Origin of the sequence: Halonotius roseus (assembly GCF_006861655.1) — an archaeon.
Taxonomy (GTDB): Archaea; Halobacteriota; Halobacteria; order Halobacteriales; family Haloferacaceae; genus Halonotius; species Halonotius roseus.
The window spans coordinates 34,619-59,217 of sequence record NZ_SESI01000001.1; the positions used below are offsets into that span (position 1 = coordinate 34,619).

Here is a 24,599-nt window from a genome sequence, read left to right on the forward strand (position 1 = left end):
CTCGCGTGGCCGAATATCGGCGTCGAGAAAAGCCAGCTACGCAGTCTCCAGGGTAAAGTAGAACGTCGTCCCAGTTCCGGGCTCGGAGTCGACCCAGATCTCGCCGTCGTGGCGGGTGACGATCCGCTCGCAGATCGCCAGCCCGAGGCCGGTTCCCTCGCTGTCACCACCCTTATCGAAGAGGCCGAAGATCTCATCCTGTCGGTCGGTCGGAATGCCGGGGCCGTCGTCGCTGACGGCAAAGCGGTGGCCGCCGGGTATCTCGGTGCCCGATACCTCGACAGTTGTCCCGTCGCCGCCGTGTTCGATGGCGTTTTTCACCAGGTTTTCGAACAGCTGCACCAGCTGATCCTCGTCGGCCTGTGCTGTCGGCATCTCCTCGACGACGAGCTCCGCGTCAGTTTCGGCAAGCTTGAGCTCAAGATCCTGTCTAACGGCCGCAAGCACGGAATTCACATCGGTTGCAAGGAACTCATCACCCTCGGTCTCGACACGGGAGTACAGCAGCAGCCCGTCGATCATCCCGCGCATCCGTTCGGCTCCGTCCACGGCGAAATCGATGTACTGCTGGGTCTCCTCATCGAGGTTGGCTTCGAGTTCCTCCTCTATCAGACAGACATAGCTCGACACCATCCGGATCGGCTCCTGGAGATCGTGCGAGAGGATGTAGGCAAACTCCTGGAGCCGTTCGTTCGAGCGTTCGAGCTGTTGTTCGTACTCCTTGCGATCGGTGATATCGGTCGAGATCACCGCCAGCCCGTCCTCGTCGGGGTACACCTGCAGTTTCGCCCAGTAGTCGCGCTGCTCGTAGTAGTGTTCACAGGACGCCGGCTCCTGTGTGTCGAGGGCCTCGCGGAACGTCTCTTCGACGAGGGTTCCCTCGATATCCGGGAACTGCTCCCAGATGTTCTCGCCGAGGATCTCCTCGGCGGGGGTGCCGACCCGCTCGGCGATCACGTCGTTCCAGTAGGTGAGCCTGAACTCGGTGTCGACCGCGTAGTAGGCATCCGAGATCCGTTCGGTCAGCCGACGATACTTCCGTTCACGGTTGGCGCGTTCGATCTCGTAGCTCGCCCACTCGGTGAGCAGTTCGACGAACGTCTCCTGAATCTCGGTGAACTCCTTGTCGGCCGGATCGCGGTCGGCGAAACAGATCGTCCCGACGACCTCACCGTCGACGCTGACCTTTGAGCCGGCATAACAGCCCAATCCGAACCGCTCGAAGGCAGGGTCGTCGGCCCACCCCTCGTGTTTGGCATCGGTCACCGTCAGCGGGCTGTCGCTTTCGGGATCGACCGTGTGTCGACAGTAGGATTCCGAAAACGGCGCGCTCGCCCCGTTTTGGAGCTGCTCGTTCGGCCCGACACCGACGACGATCCGTTGGGTGTCGCCGTCAAAGCGGGTGAAAAACCCCTGCTCGACGCCCATGTATCCCCGGCCGAACTCCAGCAGCTTGGCGATCTTCTCCTCAAATGGTTCGGCCTTCGAGGCCGTTTCATGGAGGTGTCGGAACGCTTCCTCCTGTTTTTCGAGGTGTTCGAGCCGCTCCTTTCGGGCGGAGATATCCCGACCGATCCCGATCACCCCGCGGACAGCCCCGTTGCTGTCGGTGAGCTTGGTGCCGGTAAACTCGTGGGCGGTCGTCTCGCCGTCCGCGGCGAGGAGCTCGGCCTCGACGACCGCCGAGCCGCTGTGGAGAACTTCCTCGATACCCTCGCTGATCGCGTCGTGGTCGGCCTCCGGAAAGAGCTCCAGTGCGTACATCCCGGCGAGTTCCGCCGGCGTATACCCCGTTCGCTCGGCGAGTGTCGTGTTCCAACGCTGGAGGCGGCCGTCAGGATCAAGCAGATAAAACGCGTCGTTCATCGTCTCTAAGCTCTGCTCGATGAATCCGCGTTCGGCCTCCAGATCGGCCGCCTGCTGTTTGCGGTTGCTGATATCCCGGATCTCAGCGATAACGTACGCCTCGCCGTCGAGTTCGGTGCGTGCGAGCCGCACCCGCACCGGGACGCGCTCGCCGTCCGGCCGTTCGATCCGCCACTCGAAGGCCTGCGGATCACCGCCGGCGGCGGCCTCGATCCGCCGTTCGGCGTCGGCTTGGGTAAACCCCTCGTCGGTCGCGCTGTAGTCGGCCACCGACAGCTCACGGAGCTCGGCCTCGGTGTAGCCGTAGAGTTCTTCGAGTCGACTGTTGACCCCCTTGATCGCCCCCGTCTCCGGATCGTGGAGCGTGATCCCGATCTCCAGATCGTCGAAGACGTTCGAAACGGTCTCTTTCACTCTGAGGTTCTTATCGGAGCGTGGAAATAAACTGTCGGGCAAACTGGGCCGTATTTCGATGCCGGACTGTCCGGAAAATATGTGTCACTGACACAACCGACACGAATACCTAAACCGGATGGGTTCGTACCGTCGGGTATGACTCTTTGCGGACAACTAATCGAGCGGTCGGTCGATGGGGTGTCGGGATGAGCGCGCCGAACGACCCCGTCGAGATTCTCTTGGCCGAGGACAACCCAGGTGACGTGATGCTGACAAAGAAGGCGCTTGAACAGGGCAAACTCGCCAACAATCTCCATGTGACGACCGACGGCGTCGACGCCCTGCAGTTCCTTCGCCAGGAAGGCGAACATGAGGATGCCCCGCGACCGGATCTGGTGCTTTTGGATCTCAATATGCCGCGAAAGGACGGCGAGGATGTGCTCGAAGAGATGCAGGCCGACGCGAGCCTTCGTCGCATCCCGGTTGTCGTGTTGACCAGCTCGGAATCCGAGGAGGATATCGCCAAATCCTACGAGCTCAACGCCAACGCCTATCTGACCAAACCAGTCGATTTCGACGGCTTTGTCGAGATCGTCAACCGGATGGAGGACTTCTGGTTCCAGGTCGTGAAACTCCCGGAGGACTGAGATGTCGATCAGCGTTACCGACGAACTCAATGTACTGCTCATTGAGGATAACCCGGGCGATGCAACGCTGTTCGAACACCACCTTTCGGCGGACGGCACCGAGGGCTTCCCGCCGGCGACGGTAACCCACTGCGAGGCCCTTGATGCTGGGATCGACGAGCTCGCTGGCGACGCCTACGATATCGTCCTGTTGGATCTCGGTCTGCCGGAGAGCACAGGACTGGCGACGCTGGATCAGTACAACGAGGCTGTCGACGACCGCGAGGATCTCCCATCGGTGCCGGTGATCGTCCTCACCGGGCTGAAAGATGAGGCCGCCGCCGTTGAGGCGATCGAGCGCGGCGCTCAGGACTACCTTGTCAAGGACGACGTTGACAGCGGGTTGCTCCACCGGGCGATCCGGTACGCCTTGGAACGCCACCGCCAACAGCAGGAGCTTCGCCGGCAGAACGAACGCCTCGAACGGTTTGCCCACGTCGTCAGCCACGACCTCCGAAACCCCCTTGGCGTCGCCCAAGGCCGGGTCGAGCTGATCGACGACGAGGAACACGCCCCGATCGTCGCCGACAACCTCGACCGGATGGAGGCGATCATCGACGACGTGCTCACGCTTGCCCGCGAGGGCCAAGCCGTCGAACAAACCGAGCCGGTCAAACTCGACGTTCTGGCCGCCAACTGCTGGGCAAACGTCGAGACCGCCGACGCGGAGCTATCGGTCGCCGACGGGGTGGTCATCCATGCCGACGGGGGGCGGCTCCAACAGCTACTCGAAAATCTGTTGCGCAACAGTATCGAACATGTCGGCGACGACGTGGCGATCACGATCGGCGCGCTGCCGGATGGCTTTTTTGTCGCCGACGACGGCCCCGGGATCGATCCCGACAACCGCGATGAGATCTTCGAGGCCGGCTACACGACCAATCCCGATGGGACGGGCTTCGGGCTCAATATCGTCAAGGAGATCGCCGCGGCCCACGGCTGGGATGTCGCCATCGCCGACAGCGAGGACGGCGGCGCGCGCTTCGAGTTTACCGGCGTTCGGCTTGAGGCGTGAGGAGGGATCCGCGAGGCGGTTACCCGAAGTAGTGAAACAGTTCTCTCGGAGTTCTATTAGGTGGTGCAGTGCGAGACCGAATGTGCGTGTCTTGAATTATCTGCTCGTGACAAATATAAATTATTAATAGTTATATTTATCATCTAGTAGGTCAATCATCTAAAGATGGTGAGCACTACGATCAAATGCAGTAAATGTAGCCGGGTGTACAATTCCAATGTGAATGTACGTTGTCCACAGTGTAAAACCCCGAAACGGCCACCAACAGACATGGGACTGATGTGGCAGAATAAGTGACCATCCCATACTCTGTGTCGGTCAATCTATTATCTATCAACTCAACTCCGCGCTTCGCTCTTTTTTGTCGGTGATATCTCGAACGGCTCCCACCATTCGCGTCGGAGTGCCAGAGATGTACTTCTCACACTTTTGCCATTACTTTTAGAATTTTTAACAAAACCATTTTTTGAAGTCGGTCTCCGATAGCGTGCATGGCCGACCCCCTCCATCTCCTCCATGTCGATCCGGATCCAGCGGTTCGCGACGCCGTCGCAGCGACGCTTGAGCCGGCAGTCGAACCGCTACAGGTCGCTTCTACATCGGATTCCGAGACCGCCCTGGGGCGACTCTCCGAGAACTCATTTCAGACTGTCATCAGCGGCTATGACCTTCCGAGTCGAACCGGTGTCGAATTCTTGAAAACGGTGCGCGAGCGGCATTCCAACCTCCCGTTCGTCCTGTTCACCGACAGCGGGAGCGAAACCGTCGCCAGCCGAGCTATCGCCGCGGATGCAACAGCCTACATCCCACACGACGACAGAACCGAGCCACAGCAGCGATTCGTCGAGCAAGTCACTGACGTGCTCCCTGACACACCGGCCCAGCGAACCGACGTGTGGCAGGAAACCGTCGTCGAGAACATGGGCGAGGGGGCCTACATTCTTGATGCCGACAACGTCCTCCAGTACGTCAACTTCCGACTGAGTGATCTCGATGCCGATGCGGCCGAGTGGGTCGGCCGACCGGTGTCCCATCTAGCGACAATGGGCGTCCTCTCCGAGTCCGCGGTCGACCGCATCGAGACGGCCGCTGACCGAATTCGTGCCGGTGAGATCGACAGCTCCCGCCTCGAAATCACGTCGCCGATAGTAGCGGAGGATCGAACGCTGGAACTCCGGCTGACCGCCGCCGACGCTGACCGCGACCTCGTCATCGGAACTACGCGGGATATCACCGACCGCAAGCGGGAGGAAGAGAAGCGACGCGAAATCATCGGCCGCGTGACCGACGCCGTCGTCGAAGTCGATGCAGATTGGGCGTTTACGCTGGTCAACGATCAGGCCGAAGCACTCTACGGGCGGTCGAAATCGGAGCTGCTCGGCGAGGACTTCTGGGAGGTCTTCGACGGCGCCCGCGGGACGCGCTTCGAAACCGAGTACCGGACGGCAATGACCGAGCGAACCACGACATCATTTACTGAGTATTACGACGGGCTCGACGCGTGGTTCACCGTCCACGTCTATCCCAACGACGACGGCGGGCTGGCGTTCTATTTTCGGGATGTCACCGAGCGCAAAGAGCGGATGCGCGAACTCGAAATCGCCAAATCGCGGTACGAGGCACTGGCCGAAAACTTTCCAAACGGTGCCGTCTTCTATTTCGACGACGACAAACGCTACCAGATCGTCTCCGGCATGGGGTTCGATCCAATCGATACCTCGCCGTCCGATCTGATCGGAAACAAACCATCGGCTGTCGAACCGTATTCCGAGGAAGAAAGTTCGAGGATAGCGCGGCTGATGCAGAAGACGCTCGATGGAAACCAAGAGATAGTCGAACTCCCACCGTACGAAGGCCACATCTACGAAATCCGCTCGGCTCCGATCCGTGACGACGACGGCGATGTCGTCGCCGGGCTCTACATCTCGCAGGATATCACCGAGAAACGCAGGCGCAAACAGGAACTCGAAGCGCGAAACGAACGGCTGGAGGAGTTCGCCCAGATCGTCTCCCACGACCTCAAGAACCCGCTGTCGGTGGCACGCGCCAACATCGAAATGGCTCGGGTGGATTTTGAGTTCGAACAGCTGGACAAAATCGAAGCGGCGATCCAACGCTGCAACCGGATCATTGAGGATGTACTGACACTCGCCTCCGATGGAACCGATATTCGAGACGTGGAACCTGTCGCGCTCGATTCGGTGGCGAGTGACTGCTGGGACACAGTTGCGACCGCCGACGCAACGCTCGATATCGAGACCAACCGGACGATCCGTGCCGACCGAAGTCGCCTCCGGCAGGTTCTCTCAAACCTCATGCGGAACGCCGTTCTCCACGGCGGCAGTGATGTGACTGTCCGACTCGGCGCGACCGCCGAGGGGTTCTACGTCGCCGACTCCGGAACCGGGATCCCAACTGACGAACGCGGATCGATCTTTGATTCAGGGTACACCACGAGCTCCGAAGGCACCGGATTCGGCCTCTCGATTGTCAGTCAGGTCGTCGACGGCCACGGCTGGGAGCTCACACTGACCGAGAGCCGATCCGGCGGGGCCAGATTCGAGATCACCGATGTCGAGTTCGACGAATGAAGACCGCTGTCGTGCGATTAGTTTTGCCCGAACATCTGACAGCCGTCGGGAATTTGTAGGTGACCGATAGTCTTAATCTTGTCTCAACGCATGATTAAATTATGCAGTTCGGGCTAGAGGCACATACTACCGATAACAGCTCCTCGCAGCTGTTTGTAGTTGGTGCTGATTCATCCGCTCGCAGTACGCTGCAGTCGCTGTTGGCAACAGGCGACACCCACTACACGGTAACCGGTGTCACAGCAGCCGAACACGCGGCACGGTCGGTTTCGCCGTCGACCGCCGGGGTCGTCTATCTCGGGTGTCTCCCGCAAACCGGGCCACAGGGCGATGCCGAGCCGTTGACCACGACGACGCCACGGATCGTCGTCGGGGCGGACGTTGACCCCGCAGATGGGTTTGCCAACGGCGCGACGGATGTGCTCTCGCTCAGTGTCGAGAGCCACGCCGACACGATCGTAACCCAGATCAAACAGGCCGTCGCCCAGGCGAACCACCACCAGTTTTCGGCTGACCTTCTCAACGAGACCAGCGATGGGATCGTGGTGCATGACCCCGAGACAGGCGAACTCATCGCCTGTAACGATCAGTTCTACCGAATGCTCGGCTACGATCCCGAGACGACGACGCTGTCGCTGGCCGATCTGACGGGCCACAACGACGAGTTTACCGAGGAGCGGGCCGTCGAGATGATCCGCCGCGCCGCGGCCGGCGAGACGGAGACGTTCAGGTGGCCCGATCCGACCCATTGCGGCGATCAGCTCTGGGTCGAGGTGACGATCAAGCCGGCCACGCTCAATGGCTCGACGTACGTCGTCTCCACGGTACGGGATATCAGCGAACGCAGAGCGCGGGAGCAAGAACAGCAAGCCGATCAGGCCGCCCTTGAACGCTTCCAGGCGATCACGGCCGACCCGTCGACCGATCTCACCACACAGGTGCAGGATCTCCTTCGTTTCGGGGCCGACTATCTCGGGATGGACATCGGGTTCCTCTCGAAGATGGAGCCGGCGGCCGACCACTTCGAGATCGTTGAGGCGGTCGGCGACCATCCGCTCATTCAGACCGGCAACGAGGCCGACCTCGGGGAGACATACTGCCGTCGCACCCTGCATGCGGATGCCGACTCGCCGCTCGTCTACGAGGATGCGGCCAACGAAGGGCTAGCCGACGATCCCGCCTACAAAAAGTTCGATCTCGGCTGTTATATGGGCGCGAAGATCACCGTCGACGACAGCCTGTACGGCACGATCTGTTTCGCCGACACACAGCCACGAACGGAGCCGTTCAGCGAGATGGAACAGACGATCCTCGACCACATGTCACAGTGGCTCCAACAGGAGCTCGAACGCCGCGAGTATCTCGAAGAGGTCGAGGCGGCCAGACAGCGCAACCAACGGATCTTGGAACGCATCGACGACGGGTTCTTCGGCCTCGACGAGGACTGGCACATCCAGTACGTCAACGACGCCGGCGGCGACGTACTCCGCCAGGCGATGGGGCTTGACTACGACAACGACGAACTGATCGGCAAACACCTCTGGGAGGAGGTTCCGTCGGCCGTCGAGACGATGTTTTACGAGAAGTACCACCGCGCACTGGACGAACAGGCCAGCGTCACCTTCGAGGAACGGTACGACCCGCTGGACGTGTGGTTCGAGGTGCGGGCCTACCCCGACGAGCAGGGGCTGTCGGTGTTCTTCTCCGATATCACCGAGCGGAAACAGCGCGAGCAGGAACTCCACATTCTCGAACGTGCGATGAAGGAGGCGTCGCTCCCCCTGACGCTCTCCGATCCGTCGCAGGAGGACAATCCACTGGTCTTTGTCAATGATGCCTTCGAGGAGCTGACCGGCTACGAGGCCGACGGGATCCTCGGCCAGAACTGTCGCTTCCTGCAGGGGCCGGACACCGATCCCACGGCCATCGACGAACTCCGCGACCACATCGAGGCCGAGGAGTCCTACACGACCGAGATCAAGAACTACCGGAAGGACGGATCGACGTTCTGGAACCAACTCGACATTACCCCGATCTACGACGACGACGGCACGCTGCTACGGTATCTCGGCAGCCAAGCCGACATCACCGAGGCCTACCGCACCCGAGAGATCCGTCGGCGACTGCTGTCGACAACACAGGAGTTGATGAACGCCGACACCCGCGAGGAGATCGCCGAGATCGTCGTCGAAGCGGTCGTGAAGGTTCTTGAGCACGATCCCACGGTCGTCTATCTGCGCGATCCCGCCGGTGAGGATCCGCTGACCCCGGTAGCGTGGCCCGAACGGGTCGACGAGGTCTTCGGCGGCCCGCCGGAGTACCAGGATAACGGCCCGCTGCTACAGGCGTTCGAGGCCGGCGAGCCGGTCGTCGTCGATGATATCGCCGCCCGCGACGAACTCGATGCCGAGGGGTTCCAGCCGGTCGAATCGCTGCTGTTGCTCCCGCTTGGGGAGTACGGCATGCTGGGCGTCGGCGGCTACGAGACGGGCTCGTTCGATGCGGCCGACGTGGAGCGTTCCCGCCTGCTGACGGTCAACGCGACCAGCGCGCTCTCGCGGATGGATCGCCGCCAGGAACTCGAACAGTACGAGACGCTGTTCGAGACGGTTCAGGAGAAACGATACGTCACCGACAGCGACGGCTACATCGAGCTTGTGAGCGAGCCGCTCGCCGAAGCGGTCGGCTACACGCCGACGGAGCTAGAGGGAACCCACATCTCGGCGATCACGACCGAGGAGACCGACGCTAACCGTCGCGGCCGCGAACTTGACCTGCTGGTCACACCCGACACGGTCAGCAGCAGCTACGAGGGAACGTTGCAGGCGCGTGACGGCACCGAAACGCCGGTCGAAATCGAGATATCGCTGCTACCCTACGAGGATCGCTTCCGCGGTGCGGTCGGTGCTGTCCGTGACATCAGCGAACGCCGAAAGCGGGAGGCCGAACTGGAAGTCTTCCAGGAGGCCATCACCGAATCCGGGATCGGACTGGCGATGTACGGCGACGACGGCCGGTTCGAATACGTGAACGACCACTACGCACAGCTGGTCGGTCACACGCGCGAGTCGCTCCAGGCCGCGCCGGTCTGGGAGACGGTGGCGACGCTGTCGGCGGCGACGTTCGACGGCTACTGGGACTCCTTCGAGGCGAACGAAACCCGTACCGAGGAGATCGAACACGAGCGCGCCGACGGGACGACAGTGCCGGTCGAAATGACGACCACCGCCGTCGAGATCGACGGGGCCAGCCACAACCTCATGTTGATCCAGGAGATCACCGGCCGGCGCGAGCGTCGCCAGCAGTCCGAGGTGCTCCACCGGATCATGCGGCACAACCTCCGGAACGACCTTACGGTCGTGATCGGCCGGATCAAGATCCTCCTGGAGGAACTCGACGGGGCGGCGGCTGACCACGCCGAGATCGTCCGGGAGAACGCCGAGAACCTGCTGACCACGATAGAGGCTGCCGCCGACGCGCGCGATGTCATCGGCCGCGATATCGTCCGCAAGCCCATCGATGTGGTGTCACTGCTCCGCCAGGAGATCGAAACTATCGAGGACTCCTTCTCTGGAACCATTCACACCGACCTCCCCGACTCGCGGCGGGTTCTCGCGGATACGCCGCTGCGCCACGGGTTCCAGCACCTCATCGCCAACGCGGTCGAACACAACGACGCCGCCGAGCCGGAGATCGCCGTGCGCGTGACCGACGCCGCCGACCGCGAGGGGTGGGTCGCCATCGAGATCGAGGACAACGGGGCCGGCATCCCGGCCGGCGAAATCGAGGTGCTGACCGCAGGCGAAGAAACGGAGTTACACCACGGCAGCGGGATCGGCCTCTGGGTCGTCCACTGGGTCGTGACGCGCTACGGCGGCGACCTATCGTTCGAACACCCAGCCGACGGCGGCAGCCTCGTTCGGATCACACTCCCGGCGGCCGAGCAATGATCGGTGGACGCAATCGCCACCGGCCGTGGAACCCTGGTATTCTTTACAGCCGCGGCGCGAATCACGAATATAGAGGCAGAGTCCACGGATGAGCGATCCCGACGAGCACCCCGGCGTGTTAGTGGTTGACGACGAGCAGAGCATTCTCGGTATCATCGAGCTGTGGCTCGGCGATGACTACGACGTTCAAACCGCGACCAACGGGAGCGACGCGCTGGAGGCACTCGACGAGACTGTCGATGTGGTCTTGCTCGACCGGCGGATGTCGGGGCTATCGGGCGACGAAGTGCTGGCCGAAATCAGGGAGCGACCGGGGAGCTATCAGGTCGCCCTCGTCACCGCCGTCGACCCGGATTTCGATATCGCCGACCTCGCCTTCGATAGCTACGTCACGAAACCGCTTGACGAGGCAACCGTCCGGCAGGCCGTCGACCGGCTGCTCGCACGAGCGACCTACGACGACCTCCTTCAGGAGCACTACGCTGTCGCCGAGGCCCTGGCGACGCTGGAAAACGAGAAGACGGACGCCGAGCTGTCGACCAGCGAGGCTTATCAGGAGGCCGTCGACCGGTTCGCCGAGCTCGAAAAACAGGTAGCAGACCGCTCGGGATCGCTTCGACGGGACGATCTCGTGAACTCGATGCCCAGCCACGAGCTAGCCGCCGACCCAACAGCCGGCAGCAAGGAGGCGGCCGATGAGTGACAGCCCCAAGCCGTATGATCTCGCCGCCCCCTCGGGCAGCGTGTCGCTGCCGGCCGGCACGAGTCTGCTCGTGATGGCTCCCGGTTCGGTCGGCGAGCGATTCGTGACATCGTGTTTGGCCCACGGGCTCGACGCCGGCGAGGAGGCCCTCGTGTTGACGACCGATTCGCCGGCCGGCGAGATCGGCGACGAGCTTCGGGATCGCGTCTCGCTGGCCGACGAGTTCGTGGCCGAGCCGGTCGAGATCATCGACTGCCAGACCGATCAGCTCGACACGACCGACGAGGCCATCGTCGACAAGGACGTGAACACGCCACGGAACCTGACCGACATCGGCATCGCGTTCAAGGACGCCTTCGACCGCTTCGAGCGTCAGGGCGTCGACCGGGTTCGGTTTGGCGTCCTCTCGCTGTCGGTGATCCTCTCGTACGTCGACCGCGAAACAGGGTACCGGTTCTGTCAGACGCTGACCCGCGGGCTGGCACAGGAGGGCGCGCTCGGGCTGTTCGTGGTGAACGAAAACGCCCACGACAGCGACACTATCGACACCCTCAAGCGGGCCTTCGACGGCCACGCCGAGGTCGAGGACGGCGATCCGTTTTCGGTTCGAATCTCCGGTATCGACGGCGTTGCCGAGGAGTGGATCTCGCTGGACGAGTGATCGCTCACGGTCAGTTACGCGCGTCTTTGTCATTCTTGACGGCGTCGCTCACACAGCCATCGCGGCGACGCTGATGGCAGTGCACTCCACACCTTCATATCAGATATCCAATTATTCTCACCAGGTCAGACAGAGCCTCTGTGAGTTCGCTCAGCCACCAGCAACAGTAAACAACAGGAGATTATGGACGCCCGGGCCGAGCCCGACGGCGGCGACAAAGCCCAACAGCGCGTACCCCTCGGTCGGCTCGGCGTCGACATACTCCCGAAAGAGCACGACGACCCCGCCGGCAACACCGATCTTGACGAGGACGAACAGCCAGCCAACGCCGATGAACTCGGCGGTTGGCAACGTGTCTGCCGCGTGGAGGATCAGCCGCGACAGCGGCGTGCGCTCGCCGAACCCCAGCACGTCGACGCCGATCGCCGTCGAGACGCCATCCAGCGTGTGACCGAAGAGCGCAAGCAACCCGACCGCGCCGGTCGTCGCCGTCGCCGCCGGGCGGAGCCGCCGGAGGCCCAGCCAGCCGCCGGCGGTCAGCGCGACCGTCAGCAGCAGGCCGGCAGCCGGCCACGCTGGCGCGAGCGTGCCGCGAGCCAGCCCAGCACGAACCGCGACGGCGACCGTCGCAAGAAGGGCGACGAGTCCCCCGCCAGCAAGCAGCGATGGCACCTGCGTCGGGCGAACAGCGTCGACAGCGAGCCAGCCCGCCCCCGCCAGGATCGCGGTTGTGAGATACACCGCGGCCGTCCCGCCGAACGGGGCAACGACTGTCGGGAGGCCATCGATGCCGTAGAGGACGTGCAGCGTCGAGCCAAGGGCCATCCACGGCGTCAGCGAGAGGATGTGGCGGGCCGTGACCGGCGGCCGTCGCCGGGCGAATCCGACACCGACGACGGCTCCACCAGCGAGCAACACGAGGGCGTAGGGCAGCGGCGGGAGGCTGAAGCCAGCCGGAAGCAACACCATACCCTCGGTTTCGGTGAGTCGGTAGAAAGGGTTGTGGTCGCCGGCGTCGCGTGTTGCTCACTGGTGGGGAGCTTTTTGCCGATGGGTGGTCTCCGGGGCGTATGAAGCGCGCCGACCTTGCAGCGATGATCGACCACACCGTCCTCGGGCCGACGACGACCGCCGACGATGTCGCCCGCGTCGTGAGCGAGGCCACCGAGGCTGGGATGAACGTCTGTCTCCCGCCCTGCTATGTCGACAGCGTCGCCAGCGACACGCCGGACGACCTCACCGTCGCCACCGTCATCGGCTTCCCACACGGCCAAGACGACCCCGAGATCAAGCGCGAAGCCGGCGCACGGGCCTGGAAAGCTGGCGCGGACGAACTCGACGTGGTGCTCAATATCGGCCGACTCAAAGCGGGCGAAAACGACGCGGTCGCCGACGAACTCGGCGCGGTCGTCGCCTCGGTGCCGATCCCGGTGAAGGTCATCATCGAGACCGCGCTGCTCACCGACGAGGAGAAACACCGGGCCTGCGAGGCCGCCGTCAACGCCGACGCCGATATGGTGAAAACCTCGACCGGCTTTGCCGACAGCGAGCCGAGCGGGGCGACCGTCGCCGATGTCGAACTCATGGCCGACTACCTGCCAGTCAAGGCCAGCGGCGGGATCGATGACTACGAGACCGCGATGGCGATGATCGAGGCAGGGGCCGAGCGGATCGGTGCCTCGGCCGGCCCCGCGATCCTGGCGGGCGCGCCGGAGTAACCGAGAACCGGCCGAAAGCCACTCGCTTGGGGTGAGTGGCCGAAAAGCCAACCTCTTAGGGTGCCGACCGAATTGCCTTCGGCAATGAGCGACTCCCCTTCCGATCCCGAGGACTCCGTCCGGGAGGCCGTCGAGCGATCCCGCAGCGGCGCGCCCGCGGTCGGCGAGGTGCTCCGCGACCGGTTTTCGGCCGACGAAGTGTTTCAGCGGGTGGTGGCCGCCGCCGACGAGGAGGTTACCTCCGGCAGCCGCGAACTCTTTTTCAGCGCGGTCGCCGCCGGCTTTGCGATCACGATCACCTTTCTCCTCTATGTCTCGATGTCAGCGGCGAGCGACAACGCCGTCGTCGGCACGCTGCTGTACCCGCTCGGGTTCATTTACATTATCATCGGCGGCTATCAGCTGTACACCGAAAACACGCTGCCGCCGGTCGCGCTCACGCTCGAACGGCTGGCGAGCCTGCCGACGCTGTTTCGCCATTGGGGGATCGTGCTGGCGGGGAACTTCCTCGGCGGGGCGATGGGGGCGATCTCGCTGGTGTACGGCGGGATCTTCGAACCCGAAAGCCAGGTGAAAGCCATCGAGATCGCCAGCAAGGGGTTTGCGACCGACTGGTGGTCGCTGTTTTTCAAGGCCGTCTTCGCCGGGCTGATCGTCGCGGGCGTCGTCTGGGTCGGCTTCGCGGCCGGTGATACGGTCTCGCGGCTGTTGGTCGTCTATCTCGCCTTCCTCGCCATTCCGAACGGGAACCTGTTTCACGTCGTGGTTTCGTTTACCGAGGTTATCTACCTCGTTCTCACCCCGGCAGCTGACTACTCGCTGCTCGCCGGGCTGACCGGCTTCGTCCTCCCCGTGTTGCTCGGAAACACCCTTGGTGGCGTGGTGTTAGTGACAGTGGTAAACTACTTCCAGACGAGCGAACGCCGCCTAGAGGATGCCCGCTTCGAGGGGGCCGACCGGCGGCTGACGATCCCCGAGTGGACGTTTGGGCGGTTTGCCGGCCGTGGGTACGTGCCGGTGCTCGACTCGGTTGAGGCGACGCTCGTCGGCGAGGATCGCTACCGGGTGATGGTGCCGATCACCAACCCACGTACCGACACCGAGCTCGTCGAGCTCGCGGCCAACGTCGCCAGCCAACAGGAGAACGCCACCGTCCATGTCGTCCACGTTGTCCAAGCCCCCGAGCGCGTCTCGCTTGTCAGCGGCGGCAACATCGAACGGATCGAGGCCGAATCCAGCAAGCGGATGCGGGATATCTACGCGCTCGGCGAGCAGTGTGATGTCGATATCACCGTCACGTCGCTGGCGACCCACCACGCCTTCGGCGAGGTGTTCGATATGGCCCGCCGAACCCGGCCGGATCTCGTGATGATGGAGTGGGGCGGCGACCAGCTGTGGAACGCCGCCCGTGCCGAAAAGCCGCTCGACGAGCTCACAAACCAGCTTCCCTGTGATTTCGCGGTGTTCAAGGATCGAGGGTTAGACGCCTCGGAGTTCCTGGTCTCGACGGCGGGTGGCCCCGACTCCGAGCTGAGCGCGGAGATCGCCGCCGCGTTGCGGGATGCGATCGGCGCGTCGATCCGGCTGCTCCACGTCGTCGACAGCCCGGCCGACCGCGAGGCCGGCGAGGCGTTCCTCGACCGGTGGGCGGTCGACAACGGCCTGCCGGATGCCGAGCGGATCGTCGACGACTCCGGGGATGTGGAGGCGGCGATCGAACGGGAGGCCGCCGACGCGACGCTGCTGGCGATCGGCGCGACCGAACGCGGGCTGCTCTCGCGGCTCGCCACCAACTCGCTGCATCTCGATGTGGTCAACCATGTCGACTGCTCGGTGTTGTTGGCTGAACGCCCCTCCTCGCGGTCGCTGCGCTCGCGGCTGTTCGGCAAGGGGCGACGCGAAACCGAGTCCGCGACTGTCGACGACTAATCGTCTGCTCGCGGCAGGGCGATAACAGGTCTGTCGGCCTGAGTGACGAGTTTGATCGAGAGATCGCCCGAAAGGAACTGGACGAGCCGGTTCCCCTCGCGGGAGCGGTAGGCGATCGCGCTGGCGTCGATCGCGCTGGCGACCTCGAAGATCGCATCGACAACGTTCCGGCTGTAGGCCGTCTCCAATTCCGCGTCAGGGAACTCGGCTCTGACCGCCGCGGCGGCAGCTTCGGCCATCTCTTCGGACTGTTCGACCGGCGTTTTGTCGGGCGAGCCGCCGCCTTTCTCGATGACGTGGAGGACAGTCACCCGCTTGGGAGTGTATGGTGCGAGCGCGCGCGCCGTCTCCCGGGCGTCGTTTTCGGTGGCGACGGGGAGGAGGACGTGGGCAAGCATGTTGTGTGTGTCGTGATCGACCGGATCGTCCATACTGGGTTCACCGAGAGCGGTCGCATAAGGGTTGTGTCGAGCGGTGGCTCGCAGCCGAACCCATTAAGAGCGGTGGCCGCCACCACCCGGTATGTTCGGTCGCTGCTGTCTCACTACCGCAACCGTTTCGACCCGGGCCGTCGGCAGCGACGTACCGTTCACTGACCTGCTGCGACCGGGGGCCAAAAGATGAGCGACGAGGAACTCGCCAAGGATCTGACGCTCACGTCGGCGTTGACCATCGGCATCGGGACGATGATCGGCGCGGGCATCTTCGTGCTGCCAGGTACTGCCGTCGAGATGGCGGGCCCGCTGTCGGCCGGCGCGTTCATCCTCGGCGGCACCATCGCCATCTTCACCGCGCTATCGGCCAGCGAACTCGGGACGGCGATGCCGAAATCCGGCGGCGCGTACTTCTACGTCAACCGCGGGCTGGGGCCGCTGTTCGGCTCGATCGCCGGCTGGGGGAACTGGATCGGGCTCACCTTCGCCTCGGCGTTCTACATGTTCGGCCTCGGCGAGTACGTCAACGCCTTCGTCACCGTTCCGGGGCTCGCACTCGGCCCGCTGTCGCTGTCGGGCGCGAAGATCGTCGCGCTGCTCGGCGGCGCGTTTTTTGTGACGGTCAACTACGTCGGTGCGAAGGAGACCGGCAAACTGCAGAACATCATCGTCTTCATCCTGCTCGGCATTCTCACGGTGTTCACGCTGTTTGGGCTGTTTAACGCAGATATTCAGACGCTCCGGCCGTTCGCGCCCGAAGGTTTGGATCCGTTGCTGCCGCTGACAGGGATCATCTTCGTCTCCTATCTCGGCTTCGTCCAGATCACCTCGGTCGCCGAGGAGATCAAAGATCCCGGTCGCAATCTCCCGATTGCGATCATCGGCAGCGTCGTCATCGTCACCGCGATCTACGCGCTCGTCCTGCTGGCCGTGCTGGCGGCCGTTCCCAACGAGGTCGTCGCCGGCAACGACACCGCGGTCGTCGAGGTTGCCCGGATACTGATCGGCCCGATCGGCGCGGCCGCCCTGCTGTTCGGCGGGCTGTTGGCGACCGCGTCGTCGGCGAACGCCTCGATCCTCGCGTCCTCGCGGATCAACTTCGCCATGGGACGCGATAAGATCGTCTCGCCGCAACTCAACGAGGTGCATGAGCGATTCGGGACGCCGTACAAATCGATTGCCCTGACCGGCGCGCTGATCCTGCTGTTCATCGTCGTCGGCAACCTCGAACTGCTGGCGACCGCGGGCAGCGTCCTCCATCTTGTCGTCTACGGCCTGCTCAACATCGCGTTGATCGTCTTCCGGGAGGGCGACCCAGCCGAATACGACCCCGAGTTTACCGTGCCGTTCTACCCGTTCACGCCGATCCTCGGAGCGGTGTTGTCGTTTGCCCTGATCGTCTTTATCGAGCCGTTCGTTATCGCGCTCTGTGGGCTGTTCGTCGCCCTCGCCGTGGCGTGGTATCTGCTCTACGCGCGCTCCCGAACGACACAGGAGGGTGTGCTCTCGGAGTACGTCCTCTCCCGGCCCGATGAGATGCCCGACGCCGCGGTGTCGGCGGCCGAATCGGTCGCCCCCGACGGCGGCGAGTACCGGGTGATGGTGCCGCTGTCGAACCCCCGCACCGAGCGCGATCTGATCGAGCTGGCGAGCCTGTTGGCGAAGGCCAACGGCGGCACCGTCGTCGCCACCCACATCGTGCAGGTGCCCGACCAGACGCCGCTGTACGCCGACAGCGAGCAGCTCAACCGGATCGATGCCGAATCCGAGAAGCTGCTCCGGGCGGCCCGCGACGACGCCGAAACCTTTGGGGCCGACGTGGAGACAAAAACGATCGTCTCCCACCGATCTTTCGAGGAGGTCTTTGATGCCGCCCGCACCGACAACGCGGATCTGGTCGTGATGGGCTGGGGCGGCGACTCGCCGATGACCGCCGGCCGCGTCGAGAGCCCGTTGGACGAGTTGACGAGCAATCTGCCGTGTGACTTCCTCGTGATGAAGGATCGCGGCTTCGATCCCTCCGACGTGTTGCTGCCGACCGCCGGTGGCTACAGCTCCGATCTCAGCGCGGATATCGCCGAGGTGCTGCTGGCAAACGACAACGACGTGTCGCTGCTGTACGTCGTTGACGACGAGTCCGAGCAGGCCGACGGCGAAGAGTTCCTCAGCGAGTGGGCCGAGGAACGTGGGCTCAACGACGCAAACCGCATCGTCGACACGTCCGGTGATGTCGAGGACTCCATCGCGCGCAACGCGGCCGACCGGTCGATGGTCATCATCGGCGCGACACGCGAGGGCCTGCTCTCACGGCTCGTCCGCGGCTCGCTGGCCTTCGAGGTGCTCAACGATGTCGACTGTTCGGTGCTGCTGGCTGAGCGGCCACAGAAGCGGTCGCTGACCGAGCGGCTCTTCGGCCGGTAAGCCGCCTCAGTCCCGGTCTTCAAGCCCGCCGACGAGCAGCGCGAGAACGGGGACGATCTCCAGGCGGCCGATCCACATCAGGCCGATCATCACCAGCTTCGAGGCGTTCGAAAACTCCAGATAGCTACCGAACGGGCCCAGCGAGCCGAAGCCTGGGCCGATGTTGCCGAGGGTCGCCAGCGACGCGCTCAGGGATTCAAGCACCGAGAGGTCGTAGCCGATCCGGGCGGAATCCAGACTCAGGAAGACGGCCGCGAGGAAGAACAACAGGATGTACAGCATGGTGAAGACGACGATCCCGCGGATGGCGTCCTCGTCGACGATCCGCCCGCCGAGCCGAACCGGTTTTACCGCCGATGGATGCAGCGAGGTGTACAGTTCACGGCGAAGCGATTTGATGACGATCAGCCAGCGGATCACCTTGATCCCGCCGCCGGTCGACCCCGCCGAGCCGCCGATAAACATCGCAAACAGGAGGACGATCTGGGCGTGGGGTGCCCACTGCGCGAAGTTGCTGGTGGCGTAACCGGTCGAGTTCAACAGCGAGCCGATCTGGAAGGCCGCCTGCCGGATCGTGTTTTCCGTGAGGCCGCCCGTCACACCGCCGCGGTCGAGCGGCGGGGCCGCGCCGCCGACAAGAACGACCGCCAGCACGGCGATCAAGGCGGCGATGGCACCGGCGTAGACGCGGAACTCAACATTGTTTGTAAGCACGCGCCACTCGCCGTGCAGTATCTGCCAAAACAGCGCGAAGTTGACGCCGGCGACGACCATGAACGGGATGATCACCCACTGGACGACCGCGCTGAACGCCGCGATGCTGTCGGCTTTCGTCGAGAACCCGCCGGTCGGCAGCGTCGAAAAGCCGTGGGCGACGGCGTTATACAGGTTCATCTCGGGTGCCAGCCCGCCGAGGTGGAGCCCATAGAGGACGACCATCAACAGCAGCGTGAACCCGAAGTAGATCAGCCACAGCGCACGAGCGGTTTCGGCGATCCGCGGGGTTAGCTTCTGGAGATCCGGTCCCGGTGCCTCGGATTTCATCAGCTCCGCGCCGTTGACCGCGAGCTCCGGCAGAATAGCGATCATCAACACGATGATCCCCATCCCGCCGAGCCACTGGGTGAGCTGTCGCCACAGCATGATCGCATGCGAGTGGCTGTCGACGCTGATCTCGCCGAGAACGGTCGCCCCGGTCGTCGTAAAGCCGCTCATCGACTCGAAGACCGCGTTGATGATCGAGCCGGCGAGCGCGCCCAGCGATGACGGATCAAGCCCGAGTGTCGATCCGGTTCCGTAGCCGGCGAGCAGGTACGGCACCGCGCCGACGGCGGCGACCGCGAGCCATGAGAGCGACACCAACAGCAAGGCCTCAGTCGGGCCAAGGTCGGGATCGGCGTCAAGCTGTTCAAGCGCGACGCCAACCACGAGGGCGATCACGAGGGAGGCCGCGAACACCCAGATATCCTCGCCGTAGACGACGGCGACGGCCAACGGCACGAGCATCGTCAACGCGAGATATTTCACGACCGACCCGAGCAGGCTCACGCTGGCCCGCCAGTCGAGATAGAACGTCATCGGGTGTCCACCATCGTCGTTGTCGATGGACTGGCCGTTGCCTCAATAAGACTTCTGGGCTCGTCCCGAAGACCCCATCGGCGCGTCGATTCATCCGCGCGTCGATCCCTGCGGCGGTTGACAGCCACCACCAACCGATTAGATGACGAACAGAAGATCCCAGGTAATTATGAGACCCCAAACTGAACGAACAGACGCAAATGCACGGGGACTCGGTGTATGATTTTGTCATCTCGTCGTCGGTTCGGGTTGATATCTTGGAGCGACTAGCCGGAGCCCCGCAGCCGACGGATGAACTCATCGACCACCTGGATGCAAGCACGTCGGCGGTGTACACCGCACTCGCGGATCTAGAGCGGCAGGGCGTGGTGTTTGATGACGACGCCGGCTGGCGACTCACCGGCCACGGTCGGCTGGTGGTGGATCTCATCGACCGACGAGACGCCACCGTGCAGACGATCAACCACGACCAAGATTACTGGGAAACTCACCGAACCGATCATCTTCCCCGGGAGTTTCGCCGCCGCCTGCCTGAACTGGGCACCTATGAGGTCATTCGTTCCGAACCCCCCGACGTTCGAGCCCATGCCAGAGTCGTTACCGACCTGCTTGAGCAGGCAGAGAGCTGCCGGACTGCCATGCCGATCCACGTGCCGGAGTATCGGAATGCGTTCCCGGATCATCCCGACTCTCGGCTGCTGTTCTCGCCGAGTGTTATCGACACAGTACGGGCGGACTCCGGGACGGGAACCCGCGATGGAGTTCGGCAGATCGATGCAGCCGAGTGCAGAGTGAGGGAGATGCAGTTCGGATTCACCGTTAGTGATTCGTATCTGATGCTGGCACTCCGACCGATGAGCCAGTCGCCGGTTGCGTCGATGCTCCTCTCTGAGGCTGACTCCGCGATCCGCTGGGCCTCGGAACTCTACGAATCGTTCTGGCAGGAGGCGGAACCCGTGGAGTCGTATCTGAATCGGTGACCCGTTGTTGGCATGCTCCCACCTGCGAAGGTGTGTCGTCGACAACGGCACCGGATTCAAACACAAATAAAACCTCAAATTCCATATGTATAGAAATATTTTTCGTCCAATATAGAAGTTATCCGGGTCAGAAAATTTTTTCTCCAAAATTCTACGGGTTTTATTATATTAAATCTAAATTTCTGAGCTATGGCTGAAACAACCACAGCCACAGGCGCACAGACAATCAGTAAGCCGGAGGATTCCGTTGGATACCTTGCCGTCCTGGCTGGACTCACGACCGGTATCCTGCATCTGTACCTCATTCCGGGGGCATTGGCAACTGCAGGAACTACCGGGGGAGTGTTGTTTGCACTCAATGGGGTCGGATTCGTTGGCGGAACGGTGCTGTATCTCTCGAAATACTGGCGGAAGGAACTGTTTCTCGTGGCCGCACTCTATGCGTTAGCCTCGATTCTGGCAATGTTCATGGTACACGGGTGGACGATAGACTCGCTACTCTACAGAAACGGCTCCATCGCTCAGTGGGCAATAACCTCAAAATCCGCGGAGGCGATCCTCATCGGCTGTTCGCTCTACCTCTACTCGAATAGCTAGTCCCATCAGCCACACCGCTGAGCAATGGTTCTCCACACTACTTTTGCGCCAACGAAGCTGTGACAGCCATCGCTGAATCCCTGCATACGTCCCCCGCGGAGTCAGTCCCAAAACGACTGCGTGCGAGCGTACTGCCGCTCCTCGGCCAGAATATCCCGATAAAAGTCCGCCTCATCCTCGCGGAAGTTATTGATAATTCGGGCCGCCGTATCCGGGCCGACACCGCGGGCGGCCAGGGCGATGACGGCCTGTTTGCCGTGGCTCTGGACGAGGTTGGCCGCCCGATAGGCGCGCTTCGTCTGTCGCTCCTGTTCGTCGTCCTTCTCCTCTGCCCGCACCGCGGTTACGACCTCCTCGGCCCAGGGATTTAGCGCGGCGATCCGCGTGGAGCCACAGTCCGGACACTCGAGCTGTTCGCGGACGCGCCGCACCTTGGTGGTGTGATCCCAGTCCTTACAGTGACAGCAACATAGCAGGATCCGATCGTTCCGCAGCCGCTTTTTTAGCGTCTCGATCACGCTGGCGTCGGCGTTTTCCGGCACCAATAGCTCTTGACCGTGGGTCGTGCCCGCGCTCCCGAGCGGCGTCGCCTCGCCGACGAGTTCGAGATCGATCTCGCCGGCCTGCAACGAATCGAGTACGTCGCTCGCGGCGTCGACCGCGAGATCACGATGAAAGACCTCCCGCAGGGCTTCCTCGTAGACTGGCGTGTCTTCGAGGGCGTCCAGCAAGCGATCACCGCCGAAGCGACTTCGCCCCTGATACCGCTTGAGCGCGCCGAACTTCGCGGCGACCTGCGCAAGCGTGAATTTGAGGGTTTCCGATCCCTTCAACGCGAGTTCGAGATAGCTCTCCAAATGAGTGGGATCGGTCGATAGCAACACATCTTGGAACGCCGCAAGGCCGACGCCCGATGGAACTTCGAACTCAACCCGGTAGGGGTCGACGCTCATGCCGACCGAGGAGCCGGTGCGCTGGCCGACCAACGCCGCGAGCAACCGCCCCAGCGTCTCGTTGATCTCGTGGCCGAAGGTGCTGTTGAGCCGCACCGTATTGGCCTGTTGTTCGAGCACAAGGCGGTCGGCCGTCGGCAGCGGGTGGCCGCTATCGACGTGTTGCTCGATCGGGTTAAGCGCGGGTTCGATGGTCGCGCTCTCGGCGGGATACCGCGCGGCCAGATCGCGGGCGACGCCGGCCGCGTCGGCTCCGCGAGCGAACTGCTCGCCGGCAACGCCACGTATCTCGCCGGCCTCGGCGGCGACCGCCCGCGGCACCGGGATCTCGTTGCCGACCCAGGAGGGTACCTCGCCGCCCGGATCGGCGATCGGCGAGACGTTGACGCGGGTTTCCTCCTCGTCGATATCGTTGATCCGCCACATCTCGCCGCGCTGGATGAACGTCTCGCCGGGCGCGGCAAAGTTGACGACGAACCGCTCGTCGAGCGTCCCGATCTGGGTCCGGGAGGACATATCGTGAACCTCGTAATGCTCCTCGTCGGGGATCATCGAGAGGTTCTGGTAGAAATACTGCCACGTCCCGCCGGCGGTGTCGATGGTGTCGCATTCCTCATCGAGCCAGCAGAGCCGGGTGGTATCCAGTTCGCGGACAACGGCGCGGAACCGCGACTCCGAAAGGTCGTGAAACGGCGCGGCGCGACGACACACCTCGTAGGCCTCGCGCGCGCTCACCTCGCCAACATCCATCAACAACCCGACGAGTTGGTTGGCGAGTACGTCGAGACTGCCGTCGTGGATGTCTGTCGCCTCGACCAACCCCTCGCTTGCGCGGCGGGCGATGGCGAGCGATTCGACCGTGTCGTCGGCGTCGGTGGCGATGATCGTCCCCCGCGAGACCTGGTCATGACGGTGGCCGGCGCGGCCGACCCGCTGGAGCAGCCGGGCGACCTCCCGTGGGCTGCCGTACTGGACGACGTGATCGACCCGGCCAACGTCGATGCCGAGTTCCATCGACGACGTACAGACGAGCCCCGAGAGATCGCCACTTTTGAACCGATTTTCGACATCGATCCGTACGTCACGGGCCAGCGAGCCGTGATGGACTTCGAGCGACACGTCCAGCTTCTTGAGCCGCGAGCCGAGGGCTTCGGCGGTCTGGCGTGTGTTGACAAAGACGAGGGTTGACTCGTTGACGGCGACGGCATCGCGGATCACCCGGACGTGACTCGCCATCTCCTCAGTTGTCGCCAACTCACCGGCCAGTTGCTCGTCTTCCGGCGTGATCTCGGGGCGCGCCACGGTGAACGCGACGCGACTACCGACATCGACCGAGACGATCTCAAAATCGCGGTCGACGCTGGCTGGCGACTGGCTGTCGAGACTCGTTTTGACGGCCGGCTGCGCGTCGATGGCGTCGGTGTCGCCGTTGCCGTTGCCGTTGCTGTCGTCGCCATCGCTCTCGTCGCGCTTGCCGGTCAGAAACCGTCCGACTGCCTCGGGATCGCCGACGGTCGCCGAAAGCCCGATCCGCTGGAACTCCCCTGAGAGCAACTGCAGGCGTTCGAGGCCGACGGTTAGCTGTGCGCCGCGTTTCGACGCAGCGAGTTCGTGCACCTCGTCGATGATGACGTGCCGCACGTCGGTCAGTGCATCCCGAAGTTTCGAGCCGGTGAGCATCGCCTGCAAGGTCTCGGGGGTCGTCACCAACACGTCCGGCGGGTCGTCGGCCTGCTGCTGTCGCTGGTAGTCGGTTGTATCGCCGTGCCGCACGTCGATCTCCAGATCGAGGGTCTCGCCCCACCAGTCGAGTCGCTCCCGCATATCCCGGTTGAGCGCGCGCAGCGGCGTGATATAGAGCGTTGCAAACCCCGCGGTCGGCCCGTGTTGCTCGCGGTGGGCGACGAGCGAGTCGAAGACCGGGAGCATTGCAGTCTCGGTTTTTCCGGTACCGGTCGGCGCGAGAACGAGGGCGTTGTCACCGGCCGCAAGCGGCGGGATCGCCCGTCGCTGTGGCTCGGTGGGCGTCGAAAAACCGCGCTCGGAGAGAGCTGCCCGAACGTCCTCGCCGAGGTGGGTGAAGGCATCGGCACCTGCCTGCGACCCGGAACTCATTGACGG

General features: G+C 63.3%; 16 protein-coding genes. 11 read left to right on the forward strand and 5 right to left on the reverse strand.

Annotated elements, in window-relative coordinates; all coding sequences use genetic code 11:
* Nucleotides 1-36 precede the first annotated feature (36 nt).
* Nucleotides 37-2,280 (reverse strand): PAS domain S-box protein, encoded by a 2,244-nt coding sequence (locus tag EWF95_RS00230; RefSeq protein WP_142441983.1) that lies wholly within the window; start codon nucleotides 2,278-2,280, stop codon nucleotides 37-39.
* A gap of 188 nt (nucleotides 2,281-2,468) precedes the next feature.
* On the opposite strand from EWF95_RS00230, the gene EWF95_RS00235 reads away from it, so the two are divergent.
* The 6 genes from EWF95_RS00235 to EWF95_RS00260 all read left to right on the forward strand — a co-directional run bounded on the left by EWF95_RS00235 (nucleotide 2,469) and on the right by EWF95_RS00260 (nucleotide 11,868).
* Complete coding sequence (locus EWF95_RS00235) at nucleotides 2,469-2,909, forward strand: response regulator (protein WP_142441984.1); 441 nt, start codon at nucleotides 2,469-2,471, stop codon at nucleotides 2,907-2,909.
* A gap of 1 nt (nucleotide 2,910) precedes the next feature.
* Nucleotides 2,911-3,963, forward strand: coding sequence for an ATP-binding response regulator (locus tag EWF95_RS00240; RefSeq protein ID WP_142441985.1), 1,053 nt, complete (start codon nucleotides 2,911-2,913; stop codon nucleotides 3,961-3,963).
* A 491-nt stretch (nucleotides 3,964-4,454) separates the two neighbouring features.
* Complete coding sequence (locus EWF95_RS00245; RefSeq protein ID WP_142441986.1) at nucleotides 4,455-6,554, forward strand: PAS domain-containing protein; 2,100 nt, start codon at nucleotides 4,455-4,457, stop codon at nucleotides 6,552-6,554.
* 101 nt (nucleotides 6,555-6,655) lie between these two features.
* A complete protein-coding gene (locus EWF95_RS00250) occupies nucleotides 6,656-10,504 on the forward strand; it encodes a PAS domain S-box protein (protein ID WP_142441987.1) in 3,849 nt (1,282 codons plus the stop codon).
* Nucleotides 10,505-10,592: 88 nt separating this feature from the next.
* Entirely contained in the window at nucleotides 10,593-11,207 is a 615-nt protein-coding gene (locus tag EWF95_RS00255; protein WP_142441988.1) for a response regulator, read from the forward strand.
* Nucleotides 11,200-11,868 (forward strand): DUF7504 family protein, encoded by a 669-nt coding sequence (locus tag EWF95_RS00260; RefSeq protein WP_142441989.1) that lies wholly within the window; start codon nucleotides 11,200-11,202, stop codon nucleotides 11,866-11,868. Before EWF95_RS00255 ends, EWF95_RS00260 begins: the two co-directional genes overlap by 8 nt.
* 150 nt (nucleotides 11,869-12,018) lie before the next feature.
* Here EWF95_RS00260 and EWF95_RS00265 read toward each other — a convergent pair whose 3' ends face one another.
* Nucleotides 12,019-12,837 (reverse strand): DUF63 family protein, encoded by an 819-nt coding sequence (locus EWF95_RS00265; protein WP_142441990.1) that lies wholly within the window; start codon nucleotides 12,835-12,837, stop codon nucleotides 12,019-12,021.
* A gap of 101 nt (nucleotides 12,838-12,938) precedes the next feature.
* Between EWF95_RS00265 and deoC the strand changes: the two genes are divergently transcribed.
* Both deoC and EWF95_RS00275 read left to right on the forward strand, forming a co-directional pair.
* Nucleotides 12,939-13,586: a deoxyribose-phosphate aldolase gene (gene deoC, locus EWF95_RS00270; RefSeq protein WP_142441991.1), complete on the forward strand. Its 648-nt coding sequence runs from the start codon at nucleotides 12,939-12,941 to the stop codon at nucleotides 13,584-13,586.
* 84 nt (nucleotides 13,587-13,670) lie between these two features.
* Nucleotides 13,671-15,515 carry a formate/nitrite transporter family protein gene (locus tag EWF95_RS00275; protein WP_142441992.1) on the forward strand — a complete coding sequence of 615 codons (1,845 nt, stop codon included), beginning with the start codon at nucleotides 13,671-13,673 and terminating at the stop codon, nucleotides 15,513-15,515.
* Here EWF95_RS00275 and EWF95_RS00280 read toward each other — a convergent pair.
* On the reverse strand, nucleotides 15,512-15,946 hold the full coding sequence (locus EWF95_RS00280) for a universal stress protein (protein ID WP_142441993.1): 435 nt from the start codon (nucleotides 15,944-15,946) through the stop codon (nucleotides 15,512-15,514). The two genes, EWF95_RS00275 and EWF95_RS00280, sit on opposite strands and share 4 nt — an antisense overlap.
* A 189-nt stretch (nucleotides 15,947-16,135) precedes the next feature.
* On the opposite strand from EWF95_RS00280, the gene EWF95_RS00285 reads away from it, so the two are divergent.
* Nucleotides 16,136-18,370, forward strand: a complete 2,235-nt coding sequence (locus EWF95_RS00285) for an amino acid permease (RefSeq protein ID WP_142441994.1) — start codon at nucleotides 16,136-16,138, stop codon at nucleotides 18,368-18,370.
* 6 nt (nucleotides 18,371-18,376) lie between these two features.
* Here the strand turns inward: EWF95_RS00285 and EWF95_RS00290 are convergent, their stop codons facing one another.
* Complete coding sequence (locus tag EWF95_RS00290) at nucleotides 18,377-19,948, reverse strand: TrkH family potassium uptake protein (RefSeq protein ID WP_142441995.1); 1,572 nt, start codon at nucleotides 19,946-19,948, stop codon at nucleotides 18,377-18,379.
* Between the two features lie 200 nt (nucleotides 19,949-20,148).
* Between EWF95_RS00290 and EWF95_RS00295 the strand changes: the two genes are divergently transcribed.
* Nucleotides 20,149-20,928, forward strand: coding sequence for a helix-turn-helix transcriptional regulator (locus EWF95_RS00295; RefSeq protein ID WP_142441996.1), 780 nt, complete (start codon nucleotides 20,149-20,151; stop codon nucleotides 20,926-20,928).
* 189 nt (nucleotides 20,929-21,117) lie between these two features.
* On the forward strand, nucleotides 21,118-21,525 hold the full coding sequence (locus EWF95_RS00300) for a DUF7475 family protein (protein ID WP_142441997.1): 408 nt from the start codon (nucleotides 21,118-21,120) through the stop codon (nucleotides 21,523-21,525).
* Nucleotides 21,526-21,626: 101 nt separating this feature from the next.
* On the opposite strand, the gene EWF95_RS00305 is transcribed toward EWF95_RS00300, so the two are convergent.
* The gene (locus tag EWF95_RS00305) at nucleotides 21,627-24,593 is read right to left on the reverse strand and encodes a DEAD/DEAH box helicase (RefSeq protein WP_142441998.1); all 2,967 of its coding nucleotides are present in this window, start codon (nucleotides 24,591-24,593) and stop codon (nucleotides 21,627-21,629) included.
* Nucleotides 24,594-24,599 lie beyond the last annotated feature (6 nt).

What these genes read in the sequence shown, in the direction of transcription:
- EWF95_RS00235 (WP_142441984.1), top strand. Translation starts at nt 2,469, where the DNA reads ATGAGCGCGCCGAACGACCCCGTCGAGATTCTCTTGGCCGAGGACAAC.
- EWF95_RS00295 (WP_142441996.1), top strand. Translation starts at nt 20,149, where the DNA reads ATGCACGGGGACTCGGTGTATGATTTTGTCATCTCGTCGTCGGTTCGG.
- EWF95_RS00280 (WP_142441993.1), bottom strand. Translation starts at nt 15,946, where the DNA reads ATGGACGATCCGGTCGATCACGACACACACAACATGCTTGCCCACGTC.
- deoC (WP_142441991.1), top strand. Translation starts at nt 12,939, where the DNA reads ATGAAGCGCGCCGACCTTGCAGCGATGATCGACCACACCGTCCTCGGG.
- EWF95_RS00290 (WP_142441995.1), bottom strand. Translation starts at nt 19,948, where the DNA reads ATGACGTTCTATCTCGACTGGCGGGCCAGCGTGAGCCTGCTCGGGTCG.
- EWF95_RS00245 (WP_142441986.1), top strand. Translation starts at nt 4,455, where the DNA reads ATGGCCGACCCCCTCCATCTCCTCCATGTCGATCCGGATCCAGCGGTT.
- EWF95_RS00265 (WP_142441990.1), bottom strand. Translation starts at nt 12,837, where the DNA reads ATGGTGTTGCTTCCGGCTGGCTTCAGCCTCCCGCCGCTGCCCTACGCC.
- EWF95_RS00305 (WP_142441998.1), bottom strand. Translation starts at nt 24,593, where the DNA reads ATGAGTTCCGGGTCGCAGGCAGGTGCCGATGCCTTCACCCACCTCGGC.
- EWF95_RS00275 (WP_142441992.1), top strand. Translation starts at nt 13,671, where the DNA reads ATGAGCGACTCCCCTTCCGATCCCGAGGACTCCGTCCGGGAGGCCGTC.
- EWF95_RS00285 (WP_142441994.1), top strand. Translation starts at nt 16,136, where the DNA reads ATGAGCGACGAGGAACTCGCCAAGGATCTGACGCTCACGTCGGCGTTG.
- EWF95_RS00255 (WP_142441988.1), top strand. Translation starts at nt 10,593, where the DNA reads ATGAGCGATCCCGACGAGCACCCCGGCGTGTTAGTGGTTGACGACGAG.
- EWF95_RS00240 (WP_142441985.1), top strand. Translation starts at nt 2,911, where the DNA reads ATGTCGATCAGCGTTACCGACGAACTCAATGTACTGCTCATTGAGGAT.
- EWF95_RS00300 (WP_142441997.1), top strand. Translation starts at nt 21,118, where the DNA reads ATGGCTGAAACAACCACAGCCACAGGCGCACAGACAATCAGTAAGCCG.
- EWF95_RS00260 (WP_142441989.1), top strand. Translation starts at nt 11,200, where the DNA reads ATGAGTGACAGCCCCAAGCCGTATGATCTCGCCGCCCCCTCGGGCAGC.
- EWF95_RS00250 (WP_142441987.1), top strand. Translation starts at nt 6,656, where the DNA reads ATGCAGTTCGGGCTAGAGGCACATACTACCGATAACAGCTCCTCGCAG.